Genomic DNA, 21,054 nt, shown 5'->3' on the forward strand with positions numbered 1-21,054 from the left:
TTTTCAAGACTTCACAATAATCAGATTAAATTTCTGTTAATAATCCTGGACCTCTTGGTATTAACATTTTTTAATTATTTTTACGAATTATTTTCAAGGGCTTGCGGAATTTTATTCTTCTATTTGTTTTCTTTTCTTTAGGCATATTTTCAGGAAATGCTCAGGTATTTTCGTGGAAAAATCCTAACGTTCCTGAAGATAGCATTAAAAGAGACAGTATTCTCGCCGCAAGACTGGAACAGGATATCTTTGCAAAAGACACCCTGGACTTTATAAGAACCAATAATAAAATTGTTATAGACGAAGCTGTACTCGCCAAAAATGATAAAAAAAGATTTTTAGGCGAGCTTAATTCTAAAGGTTCAATCATCCGTGGAATCACTTTTGGTAATAATCAGGGGCAGTCTGTTCAAAGTTCAATGGACCTGCAGATTTCCGGCCGGCTTTCAAAGGATGTCACTATTCTGGCAAGTATTTCGGATCATAATTTGCCAATTCAGGCTGATGGCTATACCCAGACTTTGGAAGAGTTTGATAAGATTTATATACAGCTTAATATTAAAGATAAATCTATCCTCAGGGCCGGTCATTTAGATTTGGTAGAAGCGAAAAATTATTTTGCCAAATACCAGCGAAGAAGTATGGGAATTCAGTTCCAGACAGAACTTGGAAAAGAGAATAAAACTTTTATAGACGTTTCCGCCGGAGTAGCGAGAAGTGAGTTTCACAGGGTACGTTTTCAGGGTGTTGAAGGAAACCAGGGACCTTACCGTCTAACCGGTAAAAACGGAGAACAGTTTATCACCCTTATCTCCGGTTCGGAACAGGTTTTTATTGACGGGATCTTAATGAAACGAGGTGAAAACCAGGATTACATCATCAATTACAATACAGGCGAGGTAACCTTTACCAGCTTCCGCCCTATTTTCCAACAGAATTTTATTACAATTTCATATAACTACGCCAACAGAAACTATTCCAGATATTTATTTACCGGAAAACTTGAACATCAGAGAGAAAAGTTCAAGGTAGGCCTGAATTGGTTTATGGAAAACGACAACAAAAACGCACCGCTTTCTTTAAACCTGTCAAAAGAAGATGAACAGATTCTGGCCGACGCAGGAAATGATCCTAATCTGATGTACGCTCCATCCGGAGTTCTTACAGAATACGACGTTAATAAAATCCTGTATCGTAAGAATGCTGCAGGGAATTACGAGTTTTCAACTGATCAGAATGAGCCTCTTTACCAGGTTTCTTTCACCTACTTTGGAGTAAATCAGGGTGATTATAAAACTGCACAAACTACCAATAACGGCCGTGTTTTTGAATATGTAGGTCCTAATGCAGGGGATTACAGAGCCGTAAGAAAACTGCCTTCACCACAAAAATCCCAGGTATTCTCCCTTAACTCAGAATACTTATTGAATGAAGGAAAGATTGGTGCCGATATTTCATTGAGTAATTACGATGTCAATTTATTTTCTTCGAAAGATTCGGATCAGAATATCGGATACGCATACCGTATTTTCGGTAATAAAAGTTTTACAAAAAACAACTGGAAAGGAACTCCGAGCTTTGAATATCAGTACATCGACAGGCAGTTCCACATCTTAGACCGTATCAATGATGTTGAATTCTCCAGAGATTTTAACCTCGCACAGGAATTCAACAAGAAAACCCAGAACAGATTTATTTTCAGCTTTTTAAATAAGTGGAATAATAAATCAACCTTAAATTACCGCATCAATTATCTGAACGAACAGGATTCATATAAAGGAATCAAAAACGATCTTGATTTTGGCTGGATCAGCGGAAAATTTTTCACAAAAGGTACTCTTTCTTACCTGAGTACCAACGCTACGCTTCAGGACACTAAATTTATCAGAGGAGGAGTTTCAACAGAATACACCGGTAAAAAAGGAAGCTGGACAATCGGAGGAAGCATGGAACATAATGAGAAAAAATATAATGATTCTCAGCTCATGGATGTCACCAGTTTCAGCTGGAAAGAACTCTTCGTGCAAAAGAAAATTGGCGACAGCACCCGCACCAAATTACTTGCCAAGGTCTATATGAGAGATAACGACTCAGTACGCGACAACAGGCTTCAAAACATGAATAATATTTTGGGGGTTATGGCTGAAAGTCAGATTATCAAAAACGAAAGAACCTCTTTAAATGTTCTGATTCACTATAGGAAATTCTTTTATCAGAATGTAGATCCTAATGTCACCACCAGAAATAATGACTTTGTGGTTGGAAATATTCTGTATAATCAGCAGCTTTTCAGAAACGGAATGCGTCTTCAGGCTTTTTATGAACTTGGAAACGGGCAGGAAGCTCAAAGGGAATTCCAGTATATCAAAGTAACAGATGGCCAGGGCATTTATAAATGGACAGATTACAACGGAGACGGCATTCAGCAGCTCGATGAGTTTGAGATTGCGGAATATTCTGATCTTGCAAAATATATCAGGGTTTACACCAATTCGGTCAGATATATTCCTTCCAATAAAAATAAATTACAGCTGGCATTATTTGTCAATCCGGCCATTGTTTTTAATTCAGAAAATAAATTCTTAAAGCGCTGGAACTTCAATGTTTCTTTAAATTCTCAAAATTCATTCTATAAAAAAGATAAAGTTTTAGTTTTAAATCCATTTGAAAAAAACAGTGATCAGATTCTTAAAAATCAGAACATCTTAGCCTCAGTACAGTTTAATCCCACTGATAAATCGGGATGGAACGGGAACTACAGATTCATCACCAATGACAACCTTATCAATGCCAATTTCAGTAACGAAGAGCGTCAACAGACTTCTCAATTTGTGAATATAGGATATTGGTTCAACAAAGAATTCAGGGTGGATTGGGAAAACTCCGTTCATGATATTAAAAACTCTTCCCAACAATTTACAACGCGAGATTATCGCCTCAATAATTTTGAAACCAAACCAAAAGCCACGTATAAATTCACAGATGCCATACAAGCTGAACTTTCCTCTGCTTACCGTCAGAAAAAAAGATTGGATGGAGAAGAATTACTGAAAGCATTCGATGTGACCGGAACGATTCAATGGGAAAGGAAAAAAACGTCTATCCGCGGAAACTTCTCGTTCATCAACAACAATTTCAACGGAAACAACTTCAGTATCGTAGGAAACCAGATGCTAGATGGTCTGAAGCCTGGAAAAAATCAGGTCTGGAGCGTATTTATTCAGCAGGCTATCAACTCTTTCATTCAGTTAAATTTAAATTATGAAGGAAGAAATTCGGGTGACAGGACGATTCATATTGGAAGTATGCAGTTGAAAGCAAGCTTTTGATAGTTGAAAATAGTAAATGCATGCACTCTGACTCGCAAATAAGTTTTTTCAAATTCAAGATCTATTAGTATTCGGAACTTTTCAGGCATACAAAACTCTCCCATCACACTCATAGATATTAGCATATTTTATGAATGTTTAGAATTTTGTAAATTTGCACCATGATAAAAATAGGCAACATAGAACTGCCGGAATTTCCACTTTTGCTGGCTCCGATGGAAGACGTAAGTGATCCTCCGTTCAGACGTTTGTGTAAAATGCACGGTGCAGACTTGATGTATTCGGAATTTATTTCGTCCGAAGGACTGATTCGTGATGCTATCAAAAGCCGTAAAAAGCTGGACATCTTCGATTATGAAAGACCCGTTGGTATACAAATCTTTGGGGGAGATGAAGAAGCAATGGCCATGTCGGCAAGAATTGTTGAAACCGTCAACCCGGATTTGGTAGACATTAACTTCGGGTGCCCTGTAAAAAAAGTTGTTTGTAAAGGGGCGGGAGCAGGTGTTCTGAAAGATATTGATCTAATGGTGCGTCTTACGAAGGCAGTGGTAAGTTCTACTCATTTGCCGGTAACTGTTAAAACCCGTTTAGGCTGGGACAGTACCTCCATTAATATTGATGAAGTAGCAGAGCGTTTGCAGGAAACGGGGATCAAAGCCCTTACGATTCATGCCAGAACCCGTGCACAAATGTACAAAGGGGAAGCTGATTGGGAACATATTTCAAGAATCAAACAAAATCCGAATATTGAAATTCCAATCTTCGGAAACGGTGATATAGATTCTGCTGAAAAAGCATTAGAGTATAAACAAAAATATGCATGTGACGGGATTATGATCGGACGTGCGGCTATCGGTTATCCATGGATATTTAATGAAATCAAACATTTCTTTACAACAGGTGAACATTTGCCTGCTCCTACGATTTCTGACCGTCTGTTAGCAGTACGTCAGCATGCAGAATGGAGCGCGGAATGGAAAGGAGAAAGATTGGGACTGGTTGAAATGAGACAGCACTACAGCAACTATTTCAGAGGTATTCCCCATTTCAAAGAATTCAGAAAAAAGTTTCTTGAAGTCTTTACAATGGAAGAAATGGACAGCCTCATTAAAGAGACTCAGCAATTCTACGAAGAATATCAGGCTCAGGTATAAAACAAAAAAACCATCAATTAAATTGATGGTTTTTTTTATTAAATTTTATTTTAGTATCCTCCTGATGAAGATTCATTTTGAATTAAAGCTAGTGCTGACGAGGTTCCTATTCTTTTGACACCCATGTTGATCATTTTCTCAGCATCTTCAGGCGTTCTTACTCCACCTGCTGCTTTTACAGGAAGTTTACCTGCATTATCCAACATGATTTTTATTCCTTCGAATGTGGCACCGTTCGGTTTTCCGCCGGTCGTTTCATAGAATCCTGTAGAGGATTTAACGAAAATATTGGCTAAATCATTTTCAGAAAAATTTTCTTCTGCCCAGTTAGAAATACTTTTGGTGAGATCAGCGATTTGCTCATCAGTCAATGCGGCAATCTCGATAATCCATTTAACAATTTTATGATGCTCAAGCGACAAACTTGTGCATTTTATAAATTCGTTTTTTACCAATTCCTTGTCTCCCTGAAGATAAGCATTATAATTAATGACAAAATCAAGTTCATCTGCACCGTCTCCAATTGCTTTTGATGCCTCTGCAAGCTTCTCATCAACTGAATACGTTCCTTCATGAAAACCGATCACAGTTCCCACTGCAACATTTGAATTTCTTTCCTGAATATATTTTTTGATTTCAGATACATAATCCGGACGAATCATCACGGCAAAAATACCATTATCAATGGCTTCCTGAGCCAGTTCTTTATCTTTTTGAAGAGTTGCTTCATGTGAAATCCCCGATTGTTCAGGAGTTTTCAGGTAAGTTGAATCCAAATATTGGGCTATGTTCATATCGTTATACTTTCAATTGTCTGTAAATACCTTGTTCCAAAGATATAAAAGTTTCTGTTCTTGTTACTCCTTTCAACTTTTGCAGTTTGCTAAGGATTTGCATCAAATGATCATTATCTTTACAAAGAACCTTAAGGAATATTGTATAATTTCCGGTTGTATAGTGGGCTTCCACTACTTCGTTGATATCATGCAAAGATTTTACCACTTCAGGATAATGACTTGGCTGATCCAAAAACACGCCGATGTAGGAAATTACCTTATATCCGATTTTTTTAGGATTAAGGAATGAAATTGAGTTTTCAATAACTCCCGCGTGTTCCAGTTTTTTAATTCTTTGATGTACTGCTGTAGTGGAAATCCCTACATTTTTTGAGATGTGTGCTAATGATGTTTTAGCATTATCCATCAACATGTAGATAATTTCTTTGTCGATTGAATCTAAATGATAGCTTGTGTTGCTCGAATTTTTCATTTCTACTTTTTTATTATTTATGTTTTTTTACTGTAAACTTTTAAATGTTACAAAAACCGGAAAATGATCACTATATCCTCCTAAATACCGGGTACCAGCGTATGTTCGGAAGGGTCTTCCTTCAAAATTTCTGGTCCTGCTGCTGATTTTTTCAGAATTAAAAATATGTGCACCCTGAAAAGCCAGTGTATTATTATCAAGAAGGGATCTCGACATAATAATCTGATCATACAGCAATCCAGATTTATAATGAAAAGTAGAATAATTTCTTGCAGAAAACAACTCCTGAAAAGGGTTCATCAAAACCTTCTCATGATCGTTGTCATAGAGAATTTGTACTAAATTTTCATCATCCGGGTTTTCGTTAAAATCACCACACAATATGACATGTTCTTTATCAGCGTTTACTAGTTTCATAATCCGTTCACGGATTTCGGCCAGGATAAAGGATCTTTTAGGTTTATTAATATCTTTCTCTCGCTTAGAGGGAAGATGCGCGATAAAGACATTAATAATTTCCCCTTTATACTTAACTTTTGAAAAAAGCACGTCTCTGGTTGTGTCGTAATTTCCTGTGTTTTTATTTATAATTTCAAAAAAGAAAGTAATGGTTTCAGAATCTATAACCTCTACTTTATTTTTATCATATAACATTGCTACATCTACCTTTCTTTCATCCATTGAATTGTAATGTACAATTCCATATTCAGCGTTGAAAGGTTCCATTTGAATAAGATCTTCCAAAACTTTCCTTCCGGAAACCTCGGATAATCCTATCATAAATGGCAGTATCCCATTTTCCTCCTTCATCAATTGAAATACGTGTGAGATTTTAAAAAGCTTGTTTTTATATCTCTTTTCATCCCAGTTCCGTAAGCCTGACTTTGTAGGATCTAATTTGTGTACAGGTTTAGGATCTGGTAAGAATAAATTTTCAACATTATAAAAAGAGAACAATTCCATCGACATTAATTTCTATACTTTATTATTTTGTTCTTTCTGTTAAATGTAAATTTATTTTTTTTCAAATTTTACTGATTTTTTAATCATTTCCTTGAATATTCTTCTAATTAAGAAACATTTCAAATATAACAAAAAAATCAACAAAACAAGATATATCAAATTAAATTTTCAATTATTGGTGATATTTATGTCACAAATCGAAATTTGAGCAACACTAAAAATCAAAATAATGAAAATAAAATTTCAACCAAAAACTATTTTTGCTAATATTTTACCTTTAATTTATTGATATAACAAATATTATTCCATTTAACATTTTGATAAATGGAATAGTTAAAAAGATTATGTTTGAAGGAATATTAGACGTGTTTTTAAAGCAAATCGGGACGTTTTTCCTGGGTTATTCTTACCGCTTCATCATGGCGCCACTCTTCAATTTTACTAAAATTACCACTTAACAGAACTTTTGGGACATCCAACCCTTTATAACTTTCGGGTCTCGTGTAGATCGGTGGTGATAAAAGATCATCCTGAAAGCTATCAGTCAAGGCGCTCTGCTCATCATTTAAGACACCGGGAAGCAGCCTGATTACTGAATCCGCAAGAACACACGCCGCCAGCTCGCCTCCTGTAAGAACATAGTCTCCTATGGAAATTTCTTTTGTGATGTGAAGATCTCTCACTCTCTGATCAATTCCCTTATAGTGTCCACAAAGAAAAATAAGATTTTTCTTTATTGAAAGGCTGTTGGCAATTTTTTGATTCAAGGTCAGTCCGTCCGGTGTCAGATAGATCACCTCATCATAGTCACGCTGAGCTTTAAGTTCAGATATGCATTTATCCAATGGCTCTACCATCATGACCATTCCTGCGCCTCCGCCATAGGGTTCATCATCTATTTGCCTGTGTTTATTGGTTGCCCAATCTCTCAGATGATGAAAATGTACTTCTGCCAATCCTTTATCCATTGCTCTTTTTAGAATAGAGGTTTTAAATGGACTTTCCATCAATTCAGGAAGTACGCTTATGATATCAATTCTCATTGTAATGTTTCGTTTTTCTTAGTAGGTATAATAATTAATCTTAAAGAAGAATCTTTGTTGATGTAGCTCCACATCCAGTTAAAGAATATAGCAAGCTTATTTCGGACGCTCAAAATTAGCATTAAATGAAGAAACATCCAGAAATACCATGCTAAAAAGCCCTGGAATTTAATAAACGGTAAGTCTACAACAGCTCTGTGCTTTCCTATTGTTGCGAGCGAGCCTTTGTCATCATACTCATATTCTTTCCATTCATCCGGGATTTTCTTTAAAAGATTTTTACCTAAATTTTTTGCTTGATTAATGGCTACGTTAGCTACCTGAGGATGGCCTTGCGGATATTTAGGGGTCTCCATGTAGGCAATATCTCCAATTGCATAAATATTTTCGTAGCCTTTTATTTTGTTGTATCGATCTACAATATATCTGTTTCTTACTAATTTTTCTTCCGGGAATCCTCCAACGACATTCCCTGTGACACCGGCTGCCCAGATTACATTATTGGACGGGATTTCTTTCCCGCTTTTCAAATGAACCTTATCACCGTCATAATCGGTAACAACCTCTCCACTAAGGAAAGTCACTCCAAGATCTTTAAGGTATTTTTCCGATTTGTCCTGAGCTTCCTTGCTCATTACAGCAAGGGGCTTCTCGGTGGAGCTTACCAAAATAATCTTCAGATGATCAAAATTCATATAAGGATAATCCCTGGGCAGAATATCTTTTTTCATTTCTGCAAAAGCTCCTGCCAGCTCTACTCCTGTGGGACCGCTTCCTACAATGACAATATTCCAGTTTCCATCATCGCTTCTGCTCTTTTCAAGAATCAGTTTTTCAAAAGTCATTAACACATGATTTCTGATGCTGATAGCCTCCTGGGTATTTTTCATTCCGAAAGCTTTTCCTTCCAGTTCTTTATTGCCGAAAAAATTAGTTTTACAGCCCGTTGCAATGATTAATTTGTCATATGTAAATTCTGCTTCATCAGTAATTATTCTGTTATTGGCAGTGTCAATTTCTCTGACGTCTGTCATCCGGAACTGTGTATTTCTGGATTGCTGAAAAATTTTTCTGAAAGGGAAAGAAATATTGGAAGGTTCTATCCTTCCGGAGGCTACCTGATAAAAAAGCGGCTGAAACATATGATGATTCATCCGATCCAGAACAATTACTTTTTTGTTCTTGTTATTCAATGTTTTTGCAAGCTGCAGCCCCGCAAATCCTCCTCCTATAATGATGATTTTTTCGCGTGTTTCCATAATACACAAATTTACTGATTTTATTTAGCATTTAGCAGTGAAAAAAGTTAGTTTTGCAAAACTTTATGACACAAAAAAAGTACACCAAAAAAACTGCCAAACAAATCCACAAACACAGACGAAATAATTATTTTTTCCGTCGCAGGGTAATATTGGCAATCCTGATTCTGGCTTTAATCGGAACCGGTTTTTACCTGAAACAATCTATCAGCTATTATTATGCTTTGTACTTTAATAAATTTACCCATAAAAAACTTCACAACAGTGAAAAGGAGACCTTTAGGATTCAAAAAATACTCAGTGCCAATCTTGATAAAACATATGGTTTTGATGTTTCCCATTATCAGAACAGGGAAGACATCAAATGGGATAGTTTAAGCATCGGCAATAAGACCATTCCGCTCGAGTTTGTGGTAATGCGTGCCACTATGGGAAATAAAAGTGCAGATAAACACTTTGACGAATTCTGGGAAAAAGCAAAAAAGCACAACCTGATCCGTGGAGCCTATCATTTTTACAGAGCAGATGAAGATCCTATCATTCAGGCCAATAATTTTCTGGCCAATGTAAAACTGGAAAGCGGAGACCTTCCTCCGATTCTGGATATTGAAAAGATTCCAAAACGCAAAACCAATAAAAAATTGGTGGAAGATCTGAAGGTCTGGTGTAAAATTGTAGAAGAAACCTATGGGGAGAAGCCTATTATTTATACTTATTATCACTACTACAAAGATTTCCTGAAAGGTGAATTCAAAGATTATCCTTTGTGGCTGGCCAATTATAATGATGTTCCGACTCCGTCTCCCGATGATCAGTGGGACTTCTGGCAATTCACAGAGAACGGAATCGTTCACGGCATCAATGCCAAAGTTGATCTTGATATCTATAACGGGAATTCATGGTCTCTGAAAAGACTTACTTTAGATTAAAAAAGGAAGTCTGCAAAGCTACCTTCCTTTTTTGTGCCTGTTTTTATAATATATTCATTATTTCCTCCCAGGAATCTACTCTTTTGTAAGTTTCGTTTTCAATCAGTTCATTGTGAGGCTGTGTAAAGATGAATCTTTCTCCTTCAAAATGGTTTAAATTTTTAGGATAATCATCAATCATTACATCTCCGGAAACCACTCTTTTGCTTCCGCAAAGAACAATCTGTTCCCAGCTTATAAATGGGAAATGCTCTTCCAGCCAGTCGTATTTTTCACGTAAACTGTTAGGAAATTCCATGCCTGCAGATACGATATACAATTCATATTTATTGTTCAGGTATTCTATTGCTTCACGGCTTCCCTTCATTACCGGTAAGGTACGGAAAAAGCCAGGTTCGTTAACGTGTTTCTTTCCGTTGGGAAAGGATTCAATTTCAGGCTTTCCTGACAAGGTACTGATCTCTATTTCTGTTCCAGAGTCTCTTTTTTCAAATTGTATCAGCTGATGATAGACATCCGCCATTACCCCATCCATGTCGACAATTACTTTTTTCATTATTTTAAATCAGGTTTTATATTATTTGTGATTGACTGTTATATCTATCAAATTTACTGAATCCTTTTTTGAGAGGACGGACACAGTTTATTAAAAAATTATCAATATTCATTTGTATATAGGAAGTTCCGGAAAATTTTATGATTACATTTTTGTATTTTTGCGGCTCAGTTTTAATTTAAAATCAAACTATTAATTCCCAATGAATTACGTTTCTGCCGAAAACCTTACCAAATCTTATGGTATCAAAGTTTTGTTCAAAAACATTTCTTTTCACATCAATGAAGGAGACAAGATTGCGATTGTTGCTAAAAACGGAAGTGGAAAATCTACTCTTCTGAAAATATTAATGGGTAAAGAAATTGCGGACAGCGGTACTGCGATCATTAATAAGGATATCCAGGTTGTTCTTTTTGACCAGGAAATTGATTTTGATCCTGATTTAAACATTGAGGAATTCATGATGACTTTGGATTCTGCCCCCATCCTTGCTCTTAAAAACTATCACAAATCCCTTCATTCAACCGACAATGATTTTATTGAAAAAGCATTAGCCGATATGGAAGCCCACAAAGCATGGGATTTGGAAAACGAGATGAAGCAGATTCTTTCGCAGCTTAAAATCACAGACCTGGAAGCTAAAATGGGCACTCTTTCGGGAGGGCAAATCAAACGTGTAGCATTGGCAAAGCTGTTAACGGAAACCAGAGCTGAACACAGACACACGCTGCTGATCATGGATGAGCCGACCAACCACCTTGATGTGAATATGGTGGAATGGCTTGAAAATTATCTGAATAAAGCAAAAATCACTTTATTACTTGTAACCCACGACCGATATTTCCTTGATAGTGTCTGCGATATTATCTGGGAAATGGAAGACGGCAATCTTTACACCCACAATGGTTCCTACGCAACCTATCTGGAAAATAAAATGATTCGTGAAGATAACCTTAACGCCACCATTGACAAAGCCAACAACCTTTACAGAAAGGAACTTGAATGGATGCGACGACAGCCCAAAGCAAGAACTACCAAATCAAAAAGCAGAATTGACTCTTTCTACGAAACAGAGAAAATAGCAAAAACCGACACCAGAAAAGACGGGCTGGAACTGGATTTTGAAATGAAGCGTCTGGGAAATAAAATACTCGAATTAAAGCATATTGATAAGAGTTTTGGCAGTAAAGTTTTATTGAAGGATTTCAATTACCAGTTTCAGAGGGGAGAAAAAGTGGGAATTGTAGGTAAAAATGGTGCAGGTAAATCTACCCTGCTCAATATCATTCAGGGGTTTGAAAAAGCTGACCGCGGAGAAATTGAAACCGGAGAAACGATTTCTTTCGGATATTTTTCCCAGAAAGGCCTTACCTATAAAGAAGACGAGCGTGTCATTGATTTTATCAAAGAAATTGCAGAATTTTATCCTTTAGCTAACGGAAAAAGTCTTTCTGCCTCTCAGTTCCTGAGATTATTCCTTTTTGATGATCAAACTCAGTATAATCCGATTTCAAAGTTATCAGGAGGTGAAAAAAGAAGACTTCACCTGATGTATATTCTTTATCAGAATCCTAATTTCCTGATTTTTGATGAGCCTACGAACGACCTTGACCTTCCGACATTAACTGTTCTTGAAAATTTTCTGCAGCAATTTCAGGGTTCTTTGATTATTGTTTCTCACGACAGGTATTTTATGGACAGGATTGTAGATCACGTACTGGCTTTTGAAGGAGAGGGGAAAATAAGAGATTTTGTAGGAAATTTCTCAGAATACAGAGAAGCAAGAAGCCGTGAAGAAGCTTTAGAGAAAAATTCAGCAACAAAACCTGAACCTGTAAAAGAAGCTGCCTCTAATCCGCAAAATATTTCATCTTTACCTTCTAAAAAGAAAAAGTTAACTTTCAAAGAGCAAAAGGAACTGGAAACTATTGAAAAAGAAATGCCTGAACTGGAAGTGCAACGGGCAGATATTCTGGAAATGCTCAATAATGAAACAGACTACGAGAAGATTGCAAAATTATCTTCAGAACTGGAAACCGTCTCTGAAAAACTGGAAAACCATGAGATGAGATGGCTGGAACTCCAGGAAGAAATTTAATCTCTAATGTATAAGGTATGAATTATGAGTTGACCGGTAAAAAGTCGAAGGAAGGAAAGATTTGAATGAAAAATATTTCTGCTTCACTCACCGTCACTTACCTTAAAGTTTAAATCAACTCATAATTCATCATCTGTCACTTATAGTTTGATCACCTTCTCTTCTTTTGTACTTTCTACAGAAGCATCAATGATTTTCATATTCTGAATAACTTCTTTTCCCGGCGAAGGTACAGCATAGCCGAAAACGATATGTTCATAGATTTGCTGGTAATAATCCATATAATTTCCTGCCTCACTGGAGGTCGATACTCTTTCTGTTTCAGAATTTTCATTTATAATATGTAAGATTCCGTCACTCTCTTTTAAAGGTTTCGTCCACTCTTTACCATATACAGGAATCGCTCCTGCTACCAGTTCATTTTCCTGATTATCGGTTCTTTCCTGCAGAAAGGTTCCCCTATCGCCATGAATTTTATAGGCATAATGATCTTCTTTGGTGAAAACAGAAGATTTCAGCCTTACTCTTAAGTGATCTTTATAAAATAAGAGGATTTCAAAATAATCGTTTGCAAACTCGCGTCCTTTCATCGAGAATACATCGGCGAAAAGCTTATCAGGATATCCAAAGTACTGTACAGCCTGATCTACCAGATGAGCGCCCAGGTCATGCAACGAACCTGAACCGATCTGATCAGGATTTTCTTTATGCTGCTTGCCACTTGGTGTAGTACGGAATCTGTCAAATCGTATCTCTGCTTCTTTAATGTTTCCCAGTTTTCCTTCTTTGAGAATCTTTTGAACCTGAAGAAAATCACGGTCAAATCTCCTGTTTTGGTAAACACTTAAAAACAATCCTTTTTCTTCTGCGAGTTTCACCAGCTCTTCAGCTTCAGAGACATTTACTGTAAATGGTTTTTCAACAATAATATTCTTACCTGCATCCAATGCCTTCTTTGCATAATCATAATGGGTCTGAACCGGAGTGTTAATAATTACCAGTTCTACATCAGCCTCCGCAAGCATTTCCTCGACGGAACGATAGATCGTTGCTTCGGGATATTTTTCTTTAGATTCTTCCTTACTTCTTTCTACAATAGCAGAAATGAAAAACCCCGGATGTTCTTTTAAAAAGGGGGCATGAAACACCTTCCCGCTCATTCCAAAGGCACAAAGCCCTGCTTTTACCAATTGCATATTCTAAAATTTTCAACAAATATATTCATAAAAAAGATGATGATAGCCGATCTGAAGCACTCATAGAAATAATCCATTTATTGAGCTACAAAAGAATGACAAAAATCATAAAATTATTTTTATCTATTCTAAACAAATACTTACATTTGCGCGTTATTTAAAACTGTTCTACATAAAAATAAAATGAAAAGACAACTACTTTCTTTAGGTCTTCTATTTACCGCTGTTTCATTGAGCGCACAGCTAAAAAACGTTGAAGCAGATACCATTAGAACCCAAACCATCGAAGATATCAATCTTCACAAAACCGGAAATCCAAATCAGGCCCGAACCTTATCTACGAAGTCTAACCTGACGGTAATGGAAAATCCTCAGCCGATTGCCATTGTTACTCACGAGATCATTGAACAACAACAGGCTAAGCAATTGAGCGATGTTCTTCAGAATGTCAACGGGATGTATGTGACCTCTTCAAGAGGAAACTCACAAGACAGTTTCGGGGGACGCGGTTTTGCTCTGGGAAATGACAATATTTTCAAGAACGGATCAAGAGTTAATAGTGGGGTTTTTCCTGAAGTAAGCGGTTTAGAAAGAGTGGAAGTCTTAAAGGGAGCCAACGCAATGCTTTTTGGTAATGCAGCTGCGGGAGGAATTATCAATATGATCACGAAGAAGCCGAAATTTAATTTTGGCGGAAGCATAGGATTAAATGGTGGAAGCTGGAATTCTTATAAACCTACGATTGACGTTTATGGGCCTTTGTCTGAAAATATTGCATTCAGAATGAACGGTGCCTATGAATATGCGGAGAGCTTCAGAGATGTTGTAAAATCTGAGAAACATTACTTCAACCCATCCTTTTTATTCAATATTAGTCCAAAATCTCAATTGATTGTAGAGGCAGATTATCTTAAAAATGATGTGACTCCTGACTTCGGAATCGGAACCATCACAAACAGAGACGGTTCTTACCAGATGAATGAGCTGTTGTCCAGAAATGCATTTTTAGGCACAGACTGGCAATATCAGAATGTGGAACAACTTTCTACAAATGTTACATTCAATCATCAGTTTAATGAAAGATGGACATTAAATGCTATGGCATCTTATCAGAACTACACAAAAGATTACTTTTCTACAGAAAGAGTGCAGTGGGGATATGCAAAAAACTCCAACGATCTTGTTTGGAACAGGCCCTTAAACAGAACTTATAATGAACAAAATTATACTTCTGCCCAAGTTAATTTAAATGGAGAATTCAATACCGGAAGAATTAATCATAAAGTCTTAATCGGTGCAGACGCAGATTACGGTTCTTCAGATTCATATACGTATTATAATCCTGCTATTTCTGATATGAAAAAGGCTGTATACGGAACTTCATATTTCTACGGAACCAATGGAGGATCTGATCTTTTAAATCTGAATAACCCGTCAACCTGGGCCAGCGGATCAATGCCGGACTCCAGAACTTATGAAAAGAACAGAATCAATACGAGAAGAATAGGTTTCTATGCACAGGATTTCATCAGTCTTACCAAGGAGTTTAAAGTATTAGCAGGTCTTCGTTGGTCATATGTTGAAAATATGCCGACCATCAATACGAAGTTTACAATTAATCAAAAGACTTTGGTGAATAACACTTCTACATCGGATCAGGCTATATCACCTAAAGTAGGCTTGGTGTATATGCCCAACAACGATCTTTCGGTATTTGCAACGTATACCAATTCTTTTGTGGCCAATTCAGGATATATGTCTAATGAAATTAATAATTTGGATACTTCAGGTGAATTGGCAGACGTACAGGCAAGAATTCGTAAGTTACCTCAGCAGGGTATAAAACCTACCACTGTAGATCAGTACGAAATAGGAGCAAAAAAGAATTTCTGGAACAATGCTCTGGCTGTTAATATAACCGCCTATCAGATCATTTATAACAATTATTACCAAAATTATTTTTATACTGCTGTAGACAATAAGGGAGTTACTTCAGTAATTACGCCCGATTCAAATTTAAAGGAATTAGCAGGTAAAATGCGAAGCCGTGGTGTAGAATTGGATATTACAGGTAATCCGACGGAAAACCTTTCCATCATTGCAGGATTCTCGTATAACAATTCTGTGTATATTGATACACCTGAAAAAGGATATGTTGAAAATCAAAGATTGGTAAGAACCCCGGCAACAACAGCTAATGCTTCAGTTTTCTACAAGTTTACCAATTATGTAAAAGGATTAAGAGTTGGTGCAGGTATTTACTATATCGGTGATAGAATTGCCGGTTGGAATGATTCCAAATCTACCAACATCTCCAGAAATGGTATCACCAGAATGATTCCTATAAAAGATTATACGACTGTCACATTATCTTTAGGATACGACTGGAAGAAATTCTCGATCCAGGGGAAAGTGGGTAATCTTTTTGATGTAGTGAATTATAACGTTCACGAGAACTATTCAGTGAATCCGATTACACCGAGAAACTATTATTTTACGCTGACTTACAGACTGTAAAAAACAAGTATATACCTACTTCAACACTAAAAGTGGAAATTGCATTTGTTGCAGTTTCCACTTTTGAAATTTTAAAAACAAAACAAAAACGATATGGATAAGATTAAGGACACGAGAACTTTCATGAGAATCACACACCGTTATCTTGGATATTTCCTTGCAGGTATTATGGCAGTGTATGCATTAAGCGGAATACTTCTGGTGTACAGAGACACAGATTTTCTGAAGAATGAAAAAAAGTATGATAAAGTACTTGCGAAGGATCTTACTGAAAAGCAGCTGAAAAAGGAACTGAAAATGAAAGGTCTTGAAGTGGAAAAAACAGAAGGTACTGTTCTTCATTTTAAAAAAGGTACTTATGATGCAGCAACCGGAAAGGCACAGTATTCTAAAATGGAACTGCCTTTTGTACTGGACAAGATGGTTTCTCTTCATAAATCACAGTCTAAAGATGCCATCTCTCCTTTGAGCGTATTTTTTGGGGTAGCTCTTTTCTTCTTCGTTATCTCAAGTTTCTGGATGTTTAATCCCAAAACAAAAGCATTCAAACGTGGAATCAAGTTTACCATTGCCGGTTTGATTATTTCACTGATTCTTTTATTTATTTAAAAAAACCGAGAACAATCGGGATCATTTGTTAATATTTTAAATAATCAGAAGTAAGTTGATTGTATGCGTTCAACAAAAGATAAACTTCTATTCATTTAGCTTTCAATAACTTCGCTCTATTAGCTATTTACCTTTTAAGACTTTCATATATTATTATGAAATTGATAATGATAATGTTAAAAATATGTTTATCTCAACACTTAATTATTAACACTTTTTTTGAAAAATTGTCTAAAATTAAGAGTCTGGCACATTTATTGTTTTTTCTATAATTCGTGAATAATAAACATTTAATTATTAAAATAATAAATTATGAAAAGACTTATTTTAACAGGGATATTAGCTGTGGCAGGTTTAACAGCAACTGCAAACGCTCAGATTCAGAAAGGTAATTGGATGGTAGGTGGTAACCTGGCAGGTGCAAACTTCGGATTAAACAAAGGAGGAGGTTATGATTTTAACATCCAGCCGAAAGGAGCTTATTTCATCGAAGATAACATCGCAGTTGGGGGTTATGTAGATTTAGGATTTAAAGGAGCTAAAGATGCGCCTACTACTTTCACGTATAATGTAGGAGCATTAGGACGTTACTATCTAAACCCGGGAGAACAGGGAGTAAACAACTTGCTTCACCACGGAAGATGGTTTTTAGAAGGTAATTTAGGAGTTGGAGGAACATCTATTTCTAAAGGAGGATCTTCTTCTAACGGACTTAATTTTGGATTCGGACCTGGTTACTCTTACTTCATCACTCCAAATATTGGATTAGAAGGTTTAGTTAAATATGATGCTAATGCAGGATTCGGAAGCGGTGGATATACTAACAAAATTACTTTTGGTTTAGGTTTCCAGATTTATCTTCCGACATCTAAGGGAAAACAAATCATCAACGACGTTAAGTAATCACTGAATACTTATAAAAAAAATTGAAAGCGGCCCGAAATAAATTTCGGGCCGCTTTTCGTACAAATTAAAACTAAACTATAAAAAATCAAATAAATCATGTATTGGGTTGAGGAGTGTATCTTAAATACGGTTTTACTTCCGTTACTCCCTTAGGGAATATCTTTCTGGCATAGTCGGTAGAAATATTCGGAGGAACAATGACATCATCACCATTCTCCCAATTCGCCGGAGTAGCCACAGTATAAGCGTCTACCAGCTGTAAAGAATCCAGGACTCTCAGTATTTCATTAAAATTCCTCCCTGTAGAAGCCGGATAGGTAATAATCAGTCTTACTTTTTTTGACGGATCAATAATCAGCAAAGAACGAACGGTGGCAGTGACTGAAGCATTAGGATGGATAAAATCATACAATTCTGAAATTTTCCTTTCTTTATCAGCAATTATAGGAAACTGAACCTCTGTATTCTGAGTTTCATTGATGTCTTTAACCCAGTTTTGGTGATCCTCTACTCCATCCACACTTAATGCAATGACCTTTGTATTTCTCTGAACAAAGTCAGCGTGCAGCTTAGCAGTAAAACCCAGCTCTGTAGTGCAAACCGGCGTATAATCTGCAGGATGTGAAAATAATATTCCCCATGAATCTCCGAGATAGTCGTGAAAGTTGATTTCGCCTAAAGAGGTCTCTGCGTGAAAGTTGGGTGCCGTATCTCCTAGTTTAATTGACATAATACTTCGTGTTTGTTAGTCTACAAATTTAGTAGACTTTTTGATACTGGCAAAATTTTTGATAAAAATTTATATATTTATTTCAAAAAAAATAATCATGCAGAAAACCGGACTCAGCTATGTAGACCTTGTGTATAAGGTATTGGAAAGCTGGTATGTGACATTTGCCGAAATTACGCCTAAACTGATTGTCGGAATTTTGGTATTTACTTTTTTTCTTATCACCAGTAAATATCTAAGTATTGCCGCCGTCAAAATATTTCACAAATTCTTCCCGAAAAGCCAAAAAGAAAGTTCTTTAGTTACTTTGGTAGGAATTTTCAGATTTTTAATCATGCTGATGGGAACCTTTATTTCCCTTGAAATTATGGGGTTCAGCGGATTTCTCTGGAAATTTATCGGAAGTTTAGGGGTCGCAGGGGTCATTGCAGGGGTTGCGCTGAAAGATCTTGTTTCCAGTATTTTCTCTGGAATGCTCATCGGAATTGACAAAGCATTTAAAGTAGGAGATTATATCACGATCGGAGCTCATTCCGGGACGGTACAGGAAATTGGCTTCCTTACTACCAAGCTCCTTACTGATGACGGAAAGAAGGCTTATATTCCCAATCAGGTTGTTTTCAACGCTCCGTTCTATAATATTACGGCTTCCCCTCAACGCAGGATTATTTTAAATTTTGAAATTCCCGCCGATGAAGATATCAGCAAAGCTCAAAAAGGAATTCTGGACGTCCTAAAGAATCTGGATAATGTGGATAAACTGGACACTGCAGAAGTTATCTTTACTGATTTAAAGCAAGGTTCTTTCAATCTACAGGTTAAATTCTGGATCAAAGTAGGGGCAAACCTTGCCCAGGTAAGAAGTAAGGCATATTTAAATATTAAAGAGAGGCTAGATGCGGATAAAATCCAGCTGGTAACGCCAACAAGCATCAGTATTACCAGTGGTGAGACCACTTTACCGGAAAATCATCTCGATAAGTAACAAAACACACAGACAATAAAAACCACCTCAGTTTGAGGTGGTTTTTTTATGGTGAACGGTAAAAAACCTAGCAGATTTCAGAAACCTGTTAGGTTTACAATAACCCAATTCTCCCCTTAGATTAAAACGTTACCATTAGATTACTTTGACCAACAAAAAAAACCGTTTCAAACATGAAACGGTTTTCTATTTATTTGAAAGTTTCAGATTATGCTAAAACTTCTTTTACTTTGTTTGCAGCTTCTTCTAAAGTAATTGCAGAGTGAACCGGAAGACCAGAATCATCAATTAATTTTTTAGCTTCTACCGCGTTAGTTCCCTGTAATCTTACGATCAATGGAACCGGAAGGCTACCCATAGCTTTGTAAGCATCTACAACCCCCTGAGCAACTCTGTCACATCTTACGATACCTCCGAAGATGTTGATCAGGATCGCCTTTACGTTGGGATCTCTTAAGATGATTCCGAAAGCAGTCTGTACTCTCTGAGCATCAGCAGTACCTCCTACGTCAAGGAAGTTTGCAGGGTTACCACCGGATAATTTGATGATATCCATAGTTGCCATTGCAAGACCGGCTCCGTTTACCATACAAGCAACGTTACCATCCAATTTTACGAAGTTAAGACCGGCTTCACCAGCTTCAACATCCATCGGATCTTCTTCTCTTGTATCTCTAAGCTCAGCTAAATCTTTGTGACGGAACAATGAGTTGTCATCTAAAGTTACTTTAGCATCTACAGCGATAATTTTGTTATCAGAAGTTTTTAATACAGGGTTGATTTCGAAAAGAGAAGCATCAATTCCTGTGTACGCATTGTAAAGAGATGAAATAAATTTCACAAATTCTTTGAATGCATTCCCTTCAAGACCTAGGTTGAAAGCAATTTTTCTAGCCTGGAAACCTTGAAGACCGATCGCAGGATCAATCAATTCGTTGTGGATCAAATGAGGTGTTACTTCAGCAACGTGCTCAATATCCATACCACCTTCAGTAGAATATACGATTGTATTTTTCCCTTCAGCTCTATCTAAAAGAATAGAAACATAAAATTCTTTAGTTTCAGATTCTCCAGGATAATAAACATCTTCTGCAATCAAAACAGAGTTTACTTTTTTACCTTCAGCAGAAGTTTGTGGAGTTACCAACTGCATTCCGATGATATTCTGAGCGTTTTCTTTAAGTTTATCCATGTTTGGAGAGAACTTAACACCCCCACCTTTACCACGACCCCCTGCGTGAATCTGTGCTTTTACAACCCAAGCCTGTGCTCCGGTTTCAGCAGTCAATTTTTCAGCAGCTGCTACAGCTTCGTCTACGCTGTTTGCAACGAAACCACGTTGGATAGCTACTCCGTACTTTGATAAAATCTCTTTTGATTGATACTCGTGAAGATTCATATTATTTTTATTATTTTATTTAAAAATTTAAAGGTTGACAAATTTACTAAAAAGACACGGAAGTTCAAGTTTATTGACTTAAAATTTAAAGTCTGAGTGACTTGATTTT

17 protein-coding genes are annotated in these 21,054 nt (G+C 36.6%); 8 read left to right on the forward strand and 9 right to left on the reverse strand.

The genetic code is table 11. From position 1 onward, the window contains the following. Positions 1–101: 101 nt before the first annotated feature. Together M030_RS0112100 and dusB are read left to right on the forward strand one after the other, a co-directional pair. Positions 102–3,329, forward strand: coding sequence for a hypothetical protein (locus M030_RS0112100; RefSeq protein WP_081806335.1), 3,228 nt, complete (start codon positions 102–104; stop codon positions 3,327–3,329). Positions 3,330–3,490: 161 nt separating this feature from the next. After that, on the forward strand, positions 3,491–4,486 hold the full coding sequence (dusB, locus tag M030_RS0112105) for a tRNA dihydrouridine synthase DusB (protein ID WP_027373739.1): 996 nt from the start codon (positions 3,491–3,493) through the stop codon (positions 4,484–4,486). A 50-nt stretch (positions 4,487–4,536) separates the two neighbouring features. On the opposite strand, the gene deoC is transcribed toward dusB, so the two are convergent. The 5 genes from deoC to M030_RS0112130 form a co-directional block, all read right to left on the reverse strand. Next, on the reverse strand, positions 4,537–5,280 hold the full coding sequence (gene deoC, locus M030_RS0112110) for a deoxyribose-phosphate aldolase (protein WP_027373740.1): 744 nt from the start codon (positions 5,278–5,280) through the stop codon (positions 4,537–4,539). Positions 5,281–5,284: 4 nt separating this feature from the next. Next, positions 5,285–5,755, reverse strand: a complete 471-nt coding sequence (locus tag M030_RS0112115) for an Lrp/AsnC ligand binding domain-containing protein (protein WP_002976659.1) — start codon at positions 5,753–5,755, stop codon at positions 5,285–5,287. Between the two features lie 27 nt (positions 5,756–5,782). Further along, on the reverse strand, positions 5,783–6,718 hold the full coding sequence (locus tag M030_RS0112120; RefSeq protein WP_027373741.1) for an endonuclease: 936 nt from the start codon (positions 6,716–6,718) through the stop codon (positions 5,783–5,785). A gap of 371 nt (positions 6,719–7,089) precedes the next feature. Next, positions 7,090–7,761, reverse strand: a complete 672-nt coding sequence (trmD, locus tag M030_RS0112125; protein WP_027373742.1) for a tRNA (guanosine(37)-N1)-methyltransferase TrmD — start codon at positions 7,759–7,761, stop codon at positions 7,090–7,092. Continuing rightward, on the reverse strand, positions 7,758–9,020 hold the full coding sequence (locus M030_RS0112130; RefSeq protein ID WP_027373743.1) for an NAD(P)/FAD-dependent oxidoreductase: 1,263 nt from the start codon (positions 9,018–9,020) through the stop codon (positions 7,758–7,760). Before M030_RS0112130 ends, trmD begins: the two co-directional genes overlap by 4 nt. 65 nt (positions 9,021–9,085) lie before the next feature. On the opposite strand from M030_RS0112130, the gene M030_RS0112135 reads away from it, so the two are divergent. Then, a complete protein-coding gene (locus M030_RS0112135; protein WP_027373744.1) occupies positions 9,086–9,949 on the forward strand; it encodes a glycoside hydrolase family 25 protein in 864 nt (287 codons plus the stop codon). A gap of 43 nt (positions 9,950–9,992) precedes the next feature. On the opposite strand, the gene M030_RS0112140 is transcribed toward M030_RS0112135, so the two are convergent. After that, a complete protein-coding gene (locus M030_RS0112140; RefSeq protein WP_027373745.1) occupies positions 9,993–10,505 on the reverse strand; it encodes a 5' nucleotidase, NT5C type in 513 nt (170 codons plus the stop codon). A gap of 202 nt (positions 10,506–10,707) precedes the next feature. Between M030_RS0112140 and M030_RS0112145 the strand changes: the two genes are divergently transcribed. Then, positions 10,708–12,603, forward strand: a complete 1,896-nt coding sequence (locus tag M030_RS0112145; RefSeq protein ID WP_027373746.1) for an ABC-F family ATP-binding cassette domain-containing protein — start codon at positions 10,708–10,710, stop codon at positions 12,601–12,603. Positions 12,604–12,743: 140 nt separating this feature from the next. Here M030_RS0112145 and M030_RS0112150 read toward each other — a convergent pair whose 3' ends face one another. Further along, entirely contained in the window at positions 12,744–13,799 is a 1,056-nt protein-coding gene (locus M030_RS0112150) for a Gfo/Idh/MocA family oxidoreductase (protein WP_027373747.1), read from the reverse strand. Between the two features lie 183 nt (positions 13,800–13,982). Here M030_RS0112150 and M030_RS0112155 point away from each other — a divergent pair, with 183 nt between their 5' ends. The 3 genes from M030_RS0112155 (at position 13,983) to M030_RS0112165 (ending at position 17,828) form a co-directional block, all read left to right on the forward strand. After that, positions 13,983–16,316, forward strand: coding sequence for a TonB-dependent siderophore receptor (locus tag M030_RS0112155; RefSeq protein WP_027373748.1), 2,334 nt, complete (start codon positions 13,983–13,985; stop codon positions 16,314–16,316). Positions 16,317–16,409: 93 nt separating this feature from the next. Continuing rightward, on the forward strand, positions 16,410–16,925 hold the full coding sequence (locus tag M030_RS0112160) for a membrane protein (RefSeq protein ID WP_027373749.1): 516 nt from the start codon (positions 16,410–16,412) through the stop codon (positions 16,923–16,925). Between the two features lie 312 nt (positions 16,926–17,237). After that, on the forward strand, positions 17,238–17,828 hold the full coding sequence (locus M030_RS0112165) for an outer membrane beta-barrel protein (RefSeq protein ID WP_027373750.1): 591 nt from the start codon (positions 17,238–17,240) through the stop codon (positions 17,826–17,828). A 97-nt stretch (positions 17,829–17,925) separates the two neighbouring features. On the opposite strand, the gene M030_RS0112170 is transcribed toward M030_RS0112165, so the two are convergent. Next, positions 17,926–18,561, reverse strand: coding sequence for a peroxiredoxin (locus M030_RS0112170; RefSeq protein WP_027373751.1), 636 nt, complete (start codon positions 18,559–18,561; stop codon positions 17,926–17,928). Positions 18,562–18,658: 97 nt separating this feature from the next. Here M030_RS0112170 and M030_RS0112175 point away from each other — a divergent pair, with 97 nt between their 5' ends. Further along, entirely contained in the window at positions 18,659–19,546 is an 888-nt protein-coding gene (locus M030_RS0112175) for a mechanosensitive ion channel family protein (protein ID WP_027373752.1), read from the forward strand. A gap of 208 nt (positions 19,547–19,754) precedes the next feature. Here the strand turns inward: M030_RS0112175 and sucC are convergent, their stop codons facing one another. Beyond that, the gene (sucC, locus tag M030_RS0112180) at positions 19,755–20,945 is read right to left on the reverse strand and encodes an ADP-forming succinate--CoA ligase subunit beta (protein WP_027373753.1); all 1,191 of its coding nucleotides are present in this window, start codon (positions 20,943–20,945) and stop codon (positions 19,755–19,757) included. Positions 20,946–21,054: the final 109 nt, after the last annotated feature.

The sequence above is a fragment of the Chryseobacterium sp. UNC8MFCol genome (genome assembly GCF_000482305.1).
Lineage (GTDB): Bacteria > Bacteroidota > Bacteroidia > Flavobacteriales > Weeksellaceae > Chryseobacterium > Chryseobacterium indologenes.

What these genes read in the sequence shown, in the direction of transcription:
- dusB (WP_027373739.1), top strand. Translation starts at nt 3,491, where the DNA reads ATGATAAAAATAGGCAACATAGAACTGCCGGAATTTCCACTTTTGCTG.
- deoC (WP_027373740.1), bottom strand. Translation starts at nt 5,280, where the DNA reads ATGAACATAGCCCAATATTTGGATTCAACTTACCTGAAAACTCCTGAA.
- M030_RS0112115 (WP_002976659.1), bottom strand. Translation starts at nt 5,755, where the DNA reads ATGAAAAATTCGAGCAACACAAGCTATCATTTAGATTCAATCGACAAA.
- M030_RS0112120 (WP_027373741.1), bottom strand. Translation starts at nt 6,718, where the DNA reads ATGGAATTGTTCTCTTTTTATAATGTTGAAAATTTATTCTTACCAGAT.
- trmD (WP_027373742.1), bottom strand. Translation starts at nt 7,761, where the DNA reads ATGAGAATTGATATCATAAGCGTACTTCCTGAATTGATGGAAAGTCCA.
- M030_RS0112130 (WP_027373743.1), bottom strand. Translation starts at nt 9,020, where the DNA reads ATGGAAACACGCGAAAAAATCATCATTATAGGAGGAGGATTTGCGGGG.
- M030_RS0112135 (WP_027373744.1), top strand. Translation starts at nt 9,086, where the DNA reads ATGACACAAAAAAAGTACACCAAAAAAACTGCCAAACAAATCCACAAA.
- M030_RS0112140 (WP_027373745.1), bottom strand. Translation starts at nt 10,505, where the DNA reads ATGAAAAAAGTAATTGTCGACATGGATGGGGTAATGGCGGATGTCTAT.
- M030_RS0112145 (WP_027373746.1), top strand. Translation starts at nt 10,708, where the DNA reads ATGAATTACGTTTCTGCCGAAAACCTTACCAAATCTTATGGTATCAAA.
- M030_RS0112150 (WP_027373747.1), bottom strand. Translation starts at nt 13,799, where the DNA reads ATGCAATTGGTAAAAGCAGGGCTTTGTGCCTTTGGAATGAGCGGGAAG.
- M030_RS0112155 (WP_027373748.1), top strand. Translation starts at nt 13,983, where the DNA reads ATGAAAAGACAACTACTTTCTTTAGGTCTTCTATTTACCGCTGTTTCA.
- M030_RS0112160 (WP_027373749.1), top strand. Translation starts at nt 16,410, where the DNA reads ATGGATAAGATTAAGGACACGAGAACTTTCATGAGAATCACACACCGT.
- M030_RS0112165 (WP_027373750.1), top strand. Translation starts at nt 17,238, where the DNA reads ATGAAAAGACTTATTTTAACAGGGATATTAGCTGTGGCAGGTTTAACA.
- M030_RS0112170 (WP_027373751.1), bottom strand. Translation starts at nt 18,561, where the DNA reads ATGTCAATTAAACTAGGAGATACGGCACCCAACTTTCACGCAGAGACC.
- M030_RS0112175 (WP_027373752.1), top strand. Translation starts at nt 18,659, where the DNA reads ATGCAGAAAACCGGACTCAGCTATGTAGACCTTGTGTATAAGGTATTG.
- sucC (WP_027373753.1), bottom strand. Translation starts at nt 20,945, where the DNA reads ATGAATCTTCACGAGTATCAATCAAAAGAGATTTTATCAAAGTACGGA.